Below are 13,192 nucleotides of genomic sequence, written 5' to 3' on the forward strand. Positions count from 1 at the left end.
TGCTTAAGCAGATACTACCTATGAGTACGAGACATTTTTTAACACTTAAAGACCTGTCCTCCGATGAGCTGAAAAAGCTCATCGTGCGGGCTGGCGAACTGAAACAAATGCGCAATGACGGCGTCGTTTACGAGCCGCTGCAGAACCACGTTATGGCCATGATTTTCGAAAAGGCCTCGACGCGCACGCGTGTATCTTTCGAAGCCGGCATGGCACAGCTGGGCGGCCACGCCATGTTCCTCTCTTCCAGGGATACCCAGCTGGGTCGTGGTGAGCCGGTCGAAGACAGTGCCCGGGTGATCTCGAGCATGGTGGATGTGGTCATGATCCGCACCTTCAGCCACGAAACCGTGGAAACCTTCGCCCAGTACTCCAGGGTACCGGTCATCAACGCTCTCACGGATGACTATCATCCCTGCCAGCTGCTGGCCGACATGCAGGCTTACCACGAGCATCGCGGCTCGATACAGGGCAAGACTGCGGTCTGGATCGGCGACGGCAACAACATGTGCAACTCCTACATCAATGCCGCTGCCCTGCTGGATTTCCGCTTGCACATCTGCTGCCCGGAAGGCTTTGAACCCATGCAGTCGCTGCTGGAGGAGCATGGTGACCGCATTCAGCTGTTCCGCGATCCCCAGGAAGCAGTGCGCGGCAGCGACCTGATCGCCACCGATGTTTGGGCATCCATGGGTCAGGAAGACGAGCAGCGCATGCGCGAGCGCAAGTTTGTCGGTTTCCAGGTAAGCCCAGCACTGATGGATCTGGCCAACCCGGACGCCGTCTTCCTGCATTGCCTGCCCGCCCATAGGGGCGAGGAAATCAGCGAAGACATGCTGGATGACCCCCGTTCCATCGTCTTCGACGAAGCAGAAAACCGTCTGCACGCGCAAAAGGCGCTGCTGGAATTCCTGCTGGTCAAGTAGCCCCCAAACGTATCGGCGGGCCGCACACTCTGCACCCGCCGATACGACATTTCGCGCCATTTATCCCCAAATTGGCTCAGGTTCGCCATAGCGACCCGACGGACCACCGCGTTTACCGCTATAATTTCGTTTATTTCATTCAGGATGGGTACCAGGCATGGTGGAACTAAGGCATCTCAAGACTCTGGCGGCCCTGCGCGACGCCGGCAGCCTGGTCGAAGCCGCTGAGCGGGTCCACCTGACTCAATCAGCCCTTTCCCATCAGATCAAGGACCTTGAAGAGCGGCTAAGCTGTTCGCTGTTCATCCGCAAAACCAAGCCCATCTGTTTTACCTCGTCGGGCCAGCGCCTGCTAGCCCTGGCCGATGATGTACTACCCATGATTCGCAATGCCGAGCGAGATATTGCCCGCCTGGCGGGAGGCGAAGCCGGACGACTGAATATCTGCATCGAGTGCCACAGCTGCTTTGAATGGCTAATGCCTACTATTGATCACTTTCGCCAGCACTGGCCTGAAGTCGAAATGGACCTGTCGAGCGGCTTCAGCTTTCAGCCACTGCCGGCCCTGGCCCGCGGCGACCTCGATCTGGTAATCACCTCGGACCCCGAAACCCGCAACGGCATCATCTATATTCCGCTGTTCAGCTACGAATCGGTGCTGGCCATCGCCAAACAGCATCGCCTGGTGGCGCGCCGCTATATACATGCCGAAGACCTGAGCCAGGAAACCCTGATCACCTATCCGGTGGATCATGGAAAACTGGACATCTTCAACCACTTTCTGGATCCGGCCGGCGTTGACCCGGCAGAAATTCGCACCGCCGAGCTGACTGTGATGATCCTGCAGCTGGTCGCCAGTGGCCGTGGTGTCTCGGCACTGCCCAACTGGGCGATTCACGAATACCTGGAGCGCGACTATATCGCCGCCCGCCCGCTGGGTGACAAGGGCGTCTGGTGTACTCTCTACGCGGCCATTCGTGAAGACCAGAAATCCTCCGAGTTCATGGTGGACTTCCTTAACACCGCCAAGGAAGTCTCGTTCCGCAACCTCAGCGGTATCAAGACCGCCTGAGGCTGCTAGCAGCCTGTCGGACTTAACACTGATCTACTGCGGAAAATCCGATTTGGGTCATTTTCCGCGCTCTTTTTTGTTAAATAGAACCACTATTCGTCTCAAAAGAGCTCAAAAACTGCCTCAAAACGGACTCTCCCTCGCTACGATCGGTCAAGTCCGACAGGCTGCTAATTGCCGCCGTTTGATTCCCAGTCTTCAATCGCCTCGCGGGCCGCACGAAAGGCCTCCTGTGCCGCTGGTGCACCGCAGTAGATCAGGGATTGCAGCAGCACTTCCTGTATTTGGGCCACAGTGCAGCCATTGCGCAACGCGCCCCGCACATGCCCTTTCAGCTCGGTGGGCGCCTTCAGCGCCGCCAGCATCGCAATCGTCACCAGACTACGGGTCTGGCGCGGCAACCCCTCGCGCTGCCAGGTCGAACCCCAGGCGTGCTCGTTCAGCCAGTCCTGCATCGGCCGGGTAAAGTCACTGGCACCCTCCAGCGCCCGGCTGACAAACTCCTCACCCATAACTTCGGTGCGTACCCGCAAGCCCTTTTCCCAATCGTCCCTAGACACAGCGCTCTCTCCAGACTGTTGTTAACACCCGATAGCAAAGGCCTGAAGATAGGCCTACCGAGCAGCCAACTCAAGCTAGAGTAACGCGCCACCCTCATAAAATGCCATGTACTTTCGACGCTAACCGACGCGAAAAAATGCCCTTCGACCGCCCCAAAACCAGCGTCGGCACAGGCCTCAAAGCCACGGCGGGCCTTGTTTCTTGTCGATGATCCCGTACACTGTTGCCTTCCTCTAAATTGACATCAGACAGAATCAAATACCATGCAAGACTGGAGCCCCAGCAGCTGGCGCGAAAAGCCCATCGTGCAGCAGCCGACCTATACAGACTCAACAGCCGTTAGCGCCGTGGAAGCCGAACTGAGTGCGCTGCCGCCGCTGGTTTTTGCCGGTGAAATCCGCTCACTGCACACGCAGCTGGCTAACGTTGCCGAAGGCCGTGCCTTTTTGCTGCAGGGTGGCGACTGTGCCGAGAGTTTCTCCGAGTTCAACGCCAACAAGATTCGGGACACTTTCCAGCTATTGCTGCAAATGGCGGTGGTACTGACCTTTGCCGGCAGTTGCCCTGTGGTCAAGATAGGCCGCATGGCGGGCCAGTTTGCCAAGCCCCGCTCCACCGACATGGAAACACGCGAGGGCATTGAACTGCCAAGCTACCGCGGCGATATCATCAATGATATCGAGTTCACCGCAGCGGCCCGCACCCCGGATCCGCAACGACTGCTGCGTGCCTATCACCAGTCGTCCTCCACCCTGAATCTGCTGCGCGCCTTCGCCCAGGGTGGCTTTGCCGACCTGCATCAGGTGCATCGCTGGAACCTGAGCTTCGTGGAAAAAAGCCCACTGGGTGAAAAATACCAGCACCTGGCCGATCAGATCGACCAGACCCTGGCCTTTATGGAAGCCTGCGGTGTCCACGCCCAGAACACTCCGCAGATCAAGGAAACCTCGCTCTACACCTCCCACGAGGCCTTGCTGCTGGGCTACGAACAAGCCCTCACCCGGCGCGACAGTCAAACCAATGACTGGTACGACTGCTCGGCCCACATGCTGTGGATCGGCGACCGTACCCGCCAGCCGGATTATGCCCACGTGGAGTTCCTGCGCGGCGTGAAAAACCCGATCGGCATCAAGGTGGGTCCGAGTACCCATACCGATGACCTGCTGCGCCTGCTGGATATTCTCAACCCGCAAAACCTGCCAGGACGCATCACACTGATCGCCCGCATGGGAGCCGACAAAATCACCGAGAAGCTGCCCCCGCTAGTACGTGCCGTACAGCTCGCCGGCCGCTCCGTGATCTGGAGCTCGGACCCGATGCACGGCAACACCACCACGGCATCCAGCGGTTACAAAACCCGCAGCGTTGAGGCCATACTGCGCGAAATCAAGGGCTTCTTCGAGGTTCACAACGCCGAGGGCACCCACGCCGGCGGTGTGCATTTCGAAATGACCGGACAGAATGTCACCGAATGTGTTGGCGGCGCCTTCCAGATCACTGAAGAAGGTCTGGCTGATCGTTACCAGACCCAGTGCGATCCGCGCCTCAATGGCGAGCAGGCACTTGAGCTGGCCTTCATGATAGCCGATACCCTCAAGCACGCCCGGAGCTCAAACCGGTGACCCGCCCACAGCAACTGAACCTGCTGTTGCGCCAACTCGAACAGGAGCTGCAAACGCTGCAACTCTGGCAGCAGAACGCCCCCAGCAGCGAAGCACTGAACAGCATCGAACCCTTCTGCGTCGACAGCCTGGCGTTCAGCGAATGGCTGCAGTGGGTCATGATTCCTCGCTTCGATGCGATGATTCAGCAGCAGCGCACCCTGCCCGGTAACAGTGACATCGCCGCCATGGCCGAAGAAGCCTTCAAAGGCATCAATGCAGATACCGCAGTGTTGCTTGACCTGATCCGTCAGATCGACAGCACCCTGCGCCTGGTGCACTAGCAGCCTGCCGAACTTACCACTGATCTACTGCGGAAAAGCCGAGCTTGGTCATTTTATGTACTCTTTTTTACTCGTCACAGGCTCCTCGGTCTGCGACCCCGCTAAAGCGGTTCTTTACACTGCGTTCCAAGTGTTAAATAGAACCACTATTCGCCTCAAAAGAGCTCAAAAACTGCCGCAAATCGATCTTTCCCTCGCTACGATCGGCCAAGCCCGACAGGCTGCTAACACCCAAGCTCCGATGCTCAATCAGACCTGCCGCCATATCAGACCTGTCCCCGGGTCTGGTATGACTCCTATTCGCTTCCAGTGACGGAACTGACATCCATGGAACAGGGATTTTTCCATCAGTTTCTGACCATCATTGCTGCCGCCGTGGTGGTCATAAGCCTGTTTCGCCGTATCGGCCTGCCGCCCATACTGGCGTATCTCTGCGTCGGCAGCCTGCTGGGACCCTACGCGCTGGGGCTGGTCAGCAACGACGAAAGCATTGCCCTGCTCAGTGAGCTAGGGGTCGTTTTTCTGCTGTTCATGCTAGGGCTGGAATTTTCCCTGCCCCGCATGATTGCCATGCGCCGCACGGTATTTGGCCTGGGCTCCATCCAGGTACTGGGCACCACCGCCCTGATCATGGGGCTGGCCATGCTCGCCGGCCTGCCCTTTGCCGCAGGTCTGGTCGTCGCCGGCGCCCTGGCGCTATCATCCACCGCCATCGTCACCCGCGAACTGATCCGGCGCAGCGAGATCAATGCGCCCCACGGCCGCCTGTCGGTGGCCATACTCATCTTCCAGGACCTGGCGGCGGTCTTTTTCCTTATTCTGGTGCCAACTCTCGCCAGCGATCATACCTCCATCAACCTGCACAGCCTTATTCCCACCTTGCTGCAGGGCGCCGCAATCCTGGCCGCCCTGCTCCTGTTTGGCCGCACCCTGCTGCCGCGCCTGCTCAACGAGGTTGCCAAGTCCCGCTCGGACGAACTCTTTGTGCTGACCACCCTGGTCGCAGCCCTCACCGCCGCCTGGCTCACCCATGCCGCCGGCCTGTCGATGGCGCTCGGCGGCTTTCTCGCCGGCATGATGCTGGGCGAAAGCCGCTACCGCCATCAGCTTGAAGCCGATATCCGGCCTTTCCGCGATGTGCTGCTGGGGCTCTTCTTTGTCTCGGTGGGCATGCAGCTGAACCTGGCCGCACTGGCGCACAACGGACACTGGGTACTGTTGCTGACGCTGGGCCTTTTGCTGCTCAAGGCCAGCCTGATTGCACTGGCGGCCTGGCTATTGCAACGGGACATGAGCAATGCGCTGCGCGCCGGAATCTGCCTCGCCCAGGGCGGGGAATTTGGCTTCGCCCTGCTCACCCTGGCCTCAAGCCACCAGCTGATCAGCAGCGAACTGAACGCCCAGGTGGTAGCCATTATTATTCTCAGCATGCTGTGCACGCCCCTGCTGATTCGCTTTAGCGCCAGCCTGAGTCGGCGCATCCACAGACCCGCCAGGGACGCCACAGTGCCGGCCCGTAACGCACCCTTGCCGGAAGACCTGGAAGAGCTGTCCGACCACGTCATCCTCTGCGGCTATGGCCGGGTCGGCCAGGTTATCACCCGCTTCCTGCAACCACTGCAGATCCCCTATATCACCATCGACAGTGATCCGGTGCGCGTGCAGGAAGCGGCGGCGGCGGGCGAACGCATCTATTATGGCGACGCCAGGCGCACCGATCTGCTGAAAACCCTGGGTTCAAGCCGGGCCCGGCTACTGATTCTCACCTTCCCCAGTGATAGCGATGCCCTGACCGCCCTGCATGGCCTCAAGCACCATTTCCCGGACTTGCCGGTGCTGGTGCGCACCCAGGATGACAGCCGCCTGCAGGAGCTGCAGGACGCAGGTGCCACCGAAGTTATACCCGAAGCGCTAGAGGGCAGCCTGATGCTGGTCTCCCACGTACTGACGCTGCTCGACATTCCCCGCGACGCCATAGAGTCACGCATCAACCGCGTGCGCGAGGAGCGCTACCGCCTGCTGCATGGCTACTACCATGGCGGCCAATCCCGCAAGCTTGACCACCGTGGCGCCCAGGCCGAAGTGCTGCACCCGGTGGTACTCTCACCCGGTTGCCACGGCGCCGGCCACAGCCTGCGTGAGCTACAAATCAAGGCCGAGGTAGAGTCCATACGCCGTGGCGATGAGCTGCTCAGCGCCGTCGACATTGATACACAACTGCAGGATAACGACATCGTGATTCTGCGCGGCAGCGTCAGCCTGGTGGAGCGGGCCGAGGCCATACTGCTGGCAGGTTGAGATCCTCGCTGTCCTCACCCTTGCGGGGCTGGTAAAATCCGCCCCCTTGATGCACCGGACCCGAGGACAGCACTGTGGACCCTATTCAATCGCTACTGGACCTGATTCACCAGACAGGCGCGCGTTGTCGCCTGTTTGACATGGGCCGACGGGTCAGCAAAGTGTCGGCTGAGGTTTTTGGCCGTGTCGAGCAGGGGCAGATCGCCTATCCGCAACCCTATCTGCACCACGCCTGGGTCGGCCTGCTGTTGTGGCACCCCAAGGAGCCCCAACGCAATGCCGTCTGGTTTCTCAAGCTGCCGCTGGATGAGCAGGGCTTCCTGATTCAGGCCGTGCGGGACGACCTGCTGCAACGCCTGCTGCAAAACATCAGCGGCCTGCTCGATGGCGGCCCCGATGCGCTCAAGGACAACCCTTTTTCGTTCAAGCCCGATGCCGAAAAAATGGCCATTTTTCACGCCCATGCCAACCGCGTACTGGGGCTGCCCGCGTCCCGGCACTACGAATATGCACAACACTATTTTGCCGGCCAGCTTGGGTTTGATCTGTGGCCGAACCTGGGGTTGCAGGGCATCGCCGATATGGTGGTGCGCCTTGAGCAGGGTAATAACGAGACCCTGCTCATCAGCGCCCTGGCGCAGCTGCCCGACGAACCCCTGCAGGCGCTATGCTGTGCACTGGAGCATGTTGAGCCGAGCCACCGCCTGATTCAGGCGCTGCAGCCTCGCCTTGATCAGTGCCTGGAACAGCACGGGGATGATCAGGGAATGCTGGCTGCGCTGGTACGGGCGCTGTCCAACAGCTCCAGCGACACCCACAGACAGGCCTGGCTGAGCCGGATACTGGCCAGTGATCGCTCACTGGAAACGGAAGTACTGGTAGCGATTGCAACCCGCTGCTGCGAGAGCCTCAAAGACCCTGCACTACTGCAGGCTTTTCTGGAACGCCTGGCGGCGGGGGAAACGGGTCAGAGCGGGTTTTCGCGCATTATGGCCGATCTAATGTTCATGCCGGCACTGCGCCGTCCCATCATGCAGGCGTTTCGCAATCCCGAGCGCAGCGAAACCCTGTCGGCGGCAATCGGCGCCATGTTTGGAAGCAACTTTTCCAATGAGCCCGGCGTATAGGTAGCCAGAACCTGGGCGTTACTGGTAATCCAGCGGCAGCTCGAGGCTGAGACCCAGCTGCTGCACCTTTTTCTCGGACGCACCGCGATACAGGTCTCGCACGCGCGAGCCTTTGGGTTTGGTTAGGTAGTACAGCAGTGACGCTGCCACTTCAGGCGCCAGTTCCTGCTCTTCGCCCCAGCGCTGAATAAAGGCCACCAGCGTATTGCTGCGCCCATCGGGCAAACCCACCGCCACCGCCACGCTCAGGTCTTCACCCTCACGTACCCGGCGCGACATCACTTCATAGTTGTAGCGAAAATCAGGCAGTACCCGGCGCTGCTCTTCGGCGCGCAGCCGGAACCAGCCAGTTGCACGCCCGGCCTGATACACCGCCGGATGAGACCACTCATGGCGCGTCGGGCGATCGGCATGCATGCACGCCTCCTCGTAGGCCCTCAGCACGCCGGGCAGTCCGAAATTCCCTTCCTGCTCGTGCAGAATTTTGAGGAACTCAGAGATGGTGGGCATCCAGGCCAGCTGCTCCTTGCAGTGGTCGATAGCCGACACCAGTTCGCGCTCGCCGTAACCCCGCAGGCTCAACGCCCACTCGCGCTTGGCGATGCGGATCTCATCCTGGGTTTCAAAGCAGCTCTTGAACTTGTGGCCATAAATCGCCATAAAGCGCGCAAACAGCATGTTCACCAGCGCCTTGGTTTCCAGCGGCAAGGGGCCTGCATCGCTCTCACCGGCGCCACGATTACCAGTCGGTGTCGCGGATGTCCATGATTGCTGCGGTAACCTGTTTGCGTTTTTCCCGAGTATCTCGGCGGGTGTTTTCATTTTTAAAACCTGTCTGTCGCTCTTTGTCGGCGCCGGAATCCCGGCCGTCACGGGTTTGCTTGCGTACCCATTCCCGTTTCACCCAGGCGAGAAATTTCTGATCCCAGTTGGTTTCCTTGCGGTCCTTGTCGAGCCAGTAGAGCACAAACTCATCCAGCAGACCCTCGGCGTACTCAACCGTAATATTGTGCCTTGGCAGCAGCGCAAAGAAGGTTTCAGAGGGCTGCCAGCCGAGCTGCATGGGCTTAAGCTGCTGATTGCGTTCTTCATGCTGCTCGAACAGCACCTGCAGTTCATCCTTGTGCCGCCGCCAGCCACTGGCACCGCCAAAGGTCGGCGCCGGCCCGCGCGCCTGAATGGTTTGCGGCGTCGCGCGCAACGCCTGGCGCGTCAACGGGCGGGGCGGCGTATCGTGTACATCCAGCCGGCTGAGCGCATCAGCCTGGGGGCCGGGCGGGACCTGTCGGCTCGGCTCCGGATAAGGATCGGCATAGGGCGCGGCTGTCTGTTCTCTGCCCTGCTCTCTGCGCTGTTCTATAACCGGCTGTCGGTGCGGCTCGATAGCCCGAGCAGCACCGTCCCAGCGTGGTGACGACGCTGAATGACGGGCGGGTTGGGATCCAGGCATGTATTGAGCGGCGGTATCGGCGTCAAGCCCCGGCAACGGGACGGACTCTTCGAAGAGTCCGTCATGCACTGAGTCTTCATCCACCCGATCTGCAGTATTGAAACTATCAGCCAGAGGCGCTGCTGTGGCTGAGTGGGTAGATGTGCTAGCGGCGACAGGCTCTGCCATCAAAGGGGCAGCCATCGCCGCCTCTTCAGCTTCAGGCAGTACCTCTGCGCGTGACGTGGAAACATCCTGGGGTTCCAGACTTAGCCGCACCAGCGCATTGCCGACCGAGGCCCTGATACAGCCCTGGCGCACCAGACTCTCTGTGACACTGCGCAGGTAGTCTTCATCCCAAAAGTCAGCGATTTTCAGCCAGTGGGCACGGCTCAGTACCAGTTCAGAGGGCTCGGCACGCCCACCATTACGGGCCCGGTCGTGATAAATCGACAACAGCAAGGCCTCATCACTGCCAATGCGCCTTGCCAGTGAGGGATAGAACAGAATCGGTTGTTCCGGGAAGCGATAACCCATGAGACTCCAGTGTAATAAAGGTGGCCAGGCTTGAATCCGCCCAGTGAACTGCCGTCCCGACATCCTTGCAGCGCAGAGTGGCTACTCAGCCATCCAGGGCAAAGACTTCCACGGCGCGCAATACATCGCACCGACTGATCTGCCCGATCAATTTGCCGTGCTGAACCACCGGCAGGCGGCGCATGCCATTCTTGATAAAGGTCTCGGCGACCTTGATGATATCGGCATCGTATTCGATGGTACAGATATCCTTCGACATGTACTGCGAGACCTTACCGCCAAATTCCTCTTCATGGTAGGTCAGGGTCAGGATAGCCCGCAGGCAGTCGACCTCCGACAGTACCCCCACCAACGCACCTTCGGCATTCACCACAGGCGCACCGCTGATTTTGCGCGCCAGCAGCTGGCGTATGGCCTGAAACAGATCGGTGTCCGGTGTGAATGTCACCAAATCCCGAGCCATGTAATCCGATGCCTTGACGGATCTGAGCATAAGCGTATCTCCTTGCGAGAACCCAAGACTGTCGCCATCATTCAATCCGGCCACAGTCACCTGACTGAATAGTAGTTCAGGCTGTCGCAGCCAGCAGACTCTCACCACCGATCGGGCATTCGAAACAGGCCGGATTCTAACAGTTAAGCCGCCCTGATACAGTAGCAGTGCGATCTCACCCGGGCGCCACGACCACCATCTGGCAATAAAAGCGCAACCAAAAATGCGCCCAAAGGCGCTGCACATAAGAGACCGAGATAGCGGGCATGCAAGAGAAACAAAGCATACAAAAAATTCAGGCGCCGGGCGCAGACCTGGTGCTGCTGCGCGGCTTTGTTGATACGCAGCAGAGCGCACAGCTACTCAGCTGCCTGACTCAGGAAATCGACTGGCGCCAGGACCGCATCCGGCTGTTCGGCCGGGAACATCCGATTCCGCGTCTGCAGCAGTTCCAGGGCGAGCCGGGCCTGCACTACCGTTACTCAGGCCTGCTGCTGGAAACAGGCCCCTGGCACCCGCTGATCGAACAGCTGCGCCGACGTATTAGCGCGCTGGAGCCCGCCGACTTTAATTGTGTTCTGCTCAATCTCTATCGCGATGGCAACGACAGCATGGGCTGGCACAGTGATGATGAGCCAGAACTTGGACCCAACCCGGTTATTGCCTCTCTCAGTCTCGGCCAGCCACGACGCTTTTTACTGCGCCACCGTCAGCACCCACAGCAGCCCAAGATCGAACTGATGCTGGATAATGGCTCCCTGCTACTAATGCGCGCTAGCACCCAGCATCACTGGCAACATGCCCTGCCCCGCACCCGCAGAACCTGCGAGCCGCGCCTCAACCTGACATTTCGCTGCATCATTGGCTGAATTCCCATTGCCCCAAGTCAGACAGTGACGCCCGCGGGGCCAAGACGCTAGAATGCCCGCTGCAAAGGAGATCCGCTTACATGAATCAGGTTATCGAACTACTCAAGTCTCATCGTTCCATCCGCAAGTTTACCGCTGAACCTATCGAGCAGAACACCGTAGAAGAACTGGTGCGTGCCGGCCAGGCCGCCGCCACCTCCAGCTTCCTGCAGGCCTGTACCGTGATCCAGGTTCAGGACCAGGCCAAGCGTGAGCGCCTTGCCGCCTGCGCCGGTAACCAGGCCTATATTGCCACCGCTCCGACCTTCCTGGTGTTCTGCGCCGACATGAAGCGCCACCAGCTGGCCTGCGACATGCACCAGGCCCAGATGCAGTCCGGCTTTACCGAGCAATTCATCACCGCTACCGCCGACGCCGCCCTGTTTGCACAGAACGTGGCCATCGCCGCCGAGTCACTGGGGCTGGGGATCGTCTACATCGGGGGCCTGCGCAATGAAATCGCCGAGGTCGCAGAATTGCTGGAACTGCCGGAGCTGGTCTACCCGGTATTTGGCATGTGTCTGGGCTTTCCCGACCAGGATCCGGAATCCAAACCACGGCTGCCCCTGTCAGTGGTGCTGAAACAGGATCGTTATGACGACAGCGAGGATAGTGCGGTCATTGCCAAGTACGATGATGAAATACGCGCCTACTACCGCAGCCGCACGGGAGCCGCCAAAGTGGTGAGCTGGAGCGAGCAGATTTCCGGCATGCTGATCAAGGAAGCGCGCCCGCACATGCTGGCGTTTCTGCAGCGCTGCGGCTTCCTGAAGAAGTAATGTAGCGGCATTGGCGGGACCCGCTTGCTGACTGCGACTCCCGCTAATGCTTGATCAGATTTTCGCAGCCAGCCCCTGAATCCAGGCATCCACCTCGGCTTCCGGATCCATGGTTTCACAGGCATCCAGAAACAGCGGTGACACCAGTTCACGCAGCTGCAGTTCACGCAGCAGGTCAGCCATCTGGCGACCGCCCTCGGCAAAGTCATCGTAGGAGCTATCCCCCCTGGCAATCACGGCGAAGCCCACCTTGGGTAGCAACGGAAAACGATCACGCAGTTCCAGATAAAGCGGCAGCAGATTTTCCGGCACTTCGCCCTGCCCAATAGTGGCAGAACACACCAGCAACACCTCGGTATCCTCAGCCACCACATCGTCAAACTGCGGCTGACGCAGCACCTTGGCAGCATGGCCCAATGCATTGAGCTGCGCCGCACAGTCCTCAGCTATCTCCTGGGTTGCGCCGAAAGTGGATCCCACCAAAATCTTGATATTCGCCATAACCCGCCAGATCCCCGTTAATATTTCGCAAACGCAACATTCTAGAGAAAATGGCGGATGATATAAACCATGCTTACTACCGTCGAACCTGCCCGCAGTCTGCACAAAACCACTCGCCAAATCCCCGCGACTGAGCTAGCTTTTACACTGTAGTCACCCGAGGAGATGCCCAATGCCTGTCAGTCATGTATCCCGCCTGCTCGAAGAGCTTGAACGCAAAGCCCTGCACGAAAGCAGCCTGACCGATCTGAATGTCACCCTTGCCCGCGAGGACCTCGTCAGAATAGAAGCCATGGCCAGCGCTTTCGGCCTGACCCGGGAAGAGGTCTGCACATCCCTGCTGCATACCATTCTGATGGAAGTGGAAGAAAAAATGCCCTATCGACCAGGCTCCAAGATTATACGCATGGAGGATGGCGACCCGATTTACGAAGATATAGGCCCCATGCCCCGCTATCTTGATGCCAAACGAAAAATTGAAAAGGCGCACGACTGCGTCTGAGCAACCTCCAGCACGAACATGCAAGGCACCCATCCAGGCATAAAAGCTGACTCAAAAGGCAATTGCAAAAGGCATATGTAAAAAATCCGGAGCCCCCAACAGGACTCCGGATTT

14 protein-coding genes are annotated in these 13,192 nt (G+C 59.3%); 9 read left to right on the plus strand and 5 right to left on the minus strand.

The features are described from left to right. Positions 1-20: 20 nt before the first annotated feature. Positions 21-926: an ornithine carbamoyltransferase gene (gene argF, locus MPRO_RS22800; protein WP_067298606.1), complete on the plus strand. Its 906-nt coding sequence runs from the start codon at positions 21-23 to the stop codon at positions 924-926. A 157-nt stretch (positions 927-1,083) separates the two neighbouring features. Next, the gene (locus MPRO_RS22805) at positions 1,084-1,998 is read left to right on the plus strand and encodes a LysR family transcriptional regulator (RefSeq protein WP_067298607.1); all 915 of its coding nucleotides are present in this window, start codon (positions 1,084-1,086) and stop codon (positions 1,996-1,998) included. Positions 1,999-2,168: 170 nt separating this feature from the next. On the opposite strand, the gene MPRO_RS22810 is transcribed toward MPRO_RS22805, so the two are convergent. Continuing rightward, a complete protein-coding gene (locus MPRO_RS22810; protein ID WP_067298608.1) occupies positions 2,169-2,558 on the minus strand; it encodes a carboxymuconolactone decarboxylase family protein in 390 nt (129 codons plus the stop codon). Positions 2,559-2,822: 264 nt separating this feature from the next. Between MPRO_RS22810 and MPRO_RS22815 the strand changes: the two genes are divergently transcribed. The 4 genes from MPRO_RS22815 to MPRO_RS22830 all read left to right on the plus strand — a co-directional run bounded on the left by MPRO_RS22815 (position 2,823) and on the right by MPRO_RS22830 (position 7,929). Then, on the plus strand, positions 2,823-4,181 hold the full coding sequence (locus tag MPRO_RS22815) for a class II 3-deoxy-7-phosphoheptulonate synthase (protein ID WP_067298609.1): 1,359 nt from the start codon (positions 2,823-2,825) through the stop codon (positions 4,179-4,181). Continuing rightward, positions 4,178-4,504, plus strand: a complete 327-nt coding sequence (locus MPRO_RS22820; RefSeq protein ID WP_067298610.1) for a YqcC family protein — start codon at positions 4,178-4,180, stop codon at positions 4,502-4,504. Before MPRO_RS22815 ends, MPRO_RS22820 begins: the two co-directional genes overlap by 4 nt. A 327-nt stretch (positions 4,505-4,831) precedes the next feature. Further along, complete coding sequence (locus MPRO_RS22825) at positions 4,832-6,802, plus strand: monovalent cation:proton antiporter family protein (RefSeq protein ID WP_067298611.1); 1,971 nt, start codon at positions 4,832-4,834, stop codon at positions 6,800-6,802. Between the two features lie 74 nt (positions 6,803-6,876). After that, entirely contained in the window at positions 6,877-7,929 is a 1,053-nt protein-coding gene (locus MPRO_RS22830; RefSeq protein ID WP_067298612.1) for a DUF3549 family protein, read from the plus strand. A gap of 18 nt (positions 7,930-7,947) precedes the next feature. Here the strand turns inward: MPRO_RS22830 and MPRO_RS22835 are convergent, their stop codons facing one another. The 3 genes from MPRO_RS22835 to MPRO_RS22845 all read right to left on the minus strand — a co-directional run bounded on the left by MPRO_RS22835 (position 7,948) and on the right by MPRO_RS22845 (position 10,388). Further along, positions 7,948-8,751 (minus strand): replication protein P, encoded by an 804-nt coding sequence (locus MPRO_RS22835; protein ID WP_245635186.1) that lies wholly within the window; start codon positions 8,749-8,751, stop codon positions 7,948-7,950. Continuing rightward, positions 8,669-9,895: a DnaT-like ssDNA-binding domain-containing protein gene (locus MPRO_RS25345; protein ID WP_067298613.1), complete on the minus strand. Its 1,227-nt coding sequence runs from the start codon at positions 9,893-9,895 to the stop codon at positions 8,669-8,671. Before MPRO_RS25345 ends, MPRO_RS22835 begins: the two co-directional genes overlap by 83 nt. Positions 9,896-9,980: 85 nt before the next feature. Next, on the minus strand, positions 9,981-10,388 hold the full coding sequence (locus MPRO_RS22845; protein ID WP_067298614.1) for a CBS domain-containing protein: 408 nt from the start codon (positions 10,386-10,388) through the stop codon (positions 9,981-9,983). 266 nt (positions 10,389-10,654) lie between these two features. Here MPRO_RS22845 and MPRO_RS22850 point away from each other — a divergent pair, with 266 nt between their 5' ends. Further along, positions 10,655-11,257, plus strand: a complete 603-nt coding sequence (locus MPRO_RS22850; RefSeq protein WP_067298615.1) for an alpha-ketoglutarate-dependent dioxygenase AlkB family protein — start codon at positions 10,655-10,657, stop codon at positions 11,255-11,257. An 80-nt stretch (positions 11,258-11,337) separates the two neighbouring features. Next, positions 11,338-12,075 carry an oxygen-insensitive NADPH nitroreductase gene (gene nfsA / locus MPRO_RS22855; RefSeq protein ID WP_067298616.1) on the plus strand — a complete coding sequence of 246 codons (738 nt, stop codon included), beginning with the start codon at positions 11,338-11,340 and terminating at the stop codon, positions 12,073-12,075. 54 nt (positions 12,076-12,129) lie between these two features. Here nfsA and MPRO_RS22860 read toward each other — a convergent pair whose 3' ends face one another. Next, positions 12,130-12,576, minus strand: a complete 447-nt coding sequence (locus MPRO_RS22860) for a flavodoxin domain-containing protein (protein ID WP_067298617.1) — start codon at positions 12,574-12,576, stop codon at positions 12,130-12,132. A gap of 172 nt (positions 12,577-12,748) precedes the next feature. Between MPRO_RS22860 and MPRO_RS22865 the strand changes: the two genes are divergently transcribed. After that, entirely contained in the window at positions 12,749-13,078 is a 330-nt protein-coding gene (locus MPRO_RS22865; RefSeq protein ID WP_067298618.1) for a hypothetical protein, read from the plus strand. Positions 13,079-13,192 lie beyond the last annotated feature (114 nt).

Origin of the sequence: Marinobacterium profundum, from assembly GCF_001528745.1 — a bacterium.
GTDB classification, from domain to species: domain Bacteria; phylum Pseudomonadota; class Gammaproteobacteria; order Pseudomonadales; family Balneatricaceae; genus Marinobacterium_A; species Marinobacterium_A profundum.

Coding starts and splice junctions, on each gene's coding strand:
- argF (WP_067298606.1), top strand. CDS start 21: ATGAGTACGAGACATTTTTTAACACTTAAAGACCTGTCCTCCGATGAG.
- MPRO_RS22805 (WP_067298607.1), top strand. CDS start 1,084: ATGGTGGAACTAAGGCATCTCAAGACTCTGGCGGCCCTGCGCGACGCC.
- MPRO_RS22815 (WP_067298609.1), top strand. CDS start 2,823: ATGCAAGACTGGAGCCCCAGCAGCTGGCGCGAAAAGCCCATCGTGCAG.
- MPRO_RS22825 (WP_067298611.1), top strand. CDS start 4,832: ATGGAACAGGGATTTTTCCATCAGTTTCTGACCATCATTGCTGCCGCC.
- MPRO_RS22835 (WP_245635186.1), bottom strand. CDS start 8,751: ATGAAAACACCCGCCGAGATACTCGGGAAAAACGCAAACAGGTTACCG.
- MPRO_RS25345 (WP_067298613.1), bottom strand. CDS start 9,895: ATGGGTTATCGCTTCCCGGAACAACCGATTCTGTTCTATCCCTCACTG.
- MPRO_RS22845 (WP_067298614.1), bottom strand. CDS start 10,388: ATGCTCAGATCCGTCAAGGCATCGGATTACATGGCTCGGGATTTGGTG.
- MPRO_RS22850 (WP_067298615.1), top strand. CDS start 10,655: ATGCAAGAGAAACAAAGCATACAAAAAATTCAGGCGCCGGGCGCAGAC.
- nfsA (WP_067298616.1), top strand. CDS start 11,338: ATGAATCAGGTTATCGAACTACTCAAGTCTCATCGTTCCATCCGCAAG.
- MPRO_RS22860 (WP_067298617.1), bottom strand. CDS start 12,576: ATGGCGAATATCAAGATTTTGGTGGGATCCACTTTCGGCGCAACCCAG.
- MPRO_RS22865 (WP_067298618.1), top strand. CDS start 12,749: ATGCCTGTCAGTCATGTATCCCGCCTGCTCGAAGAGCTTGAACGCAAA.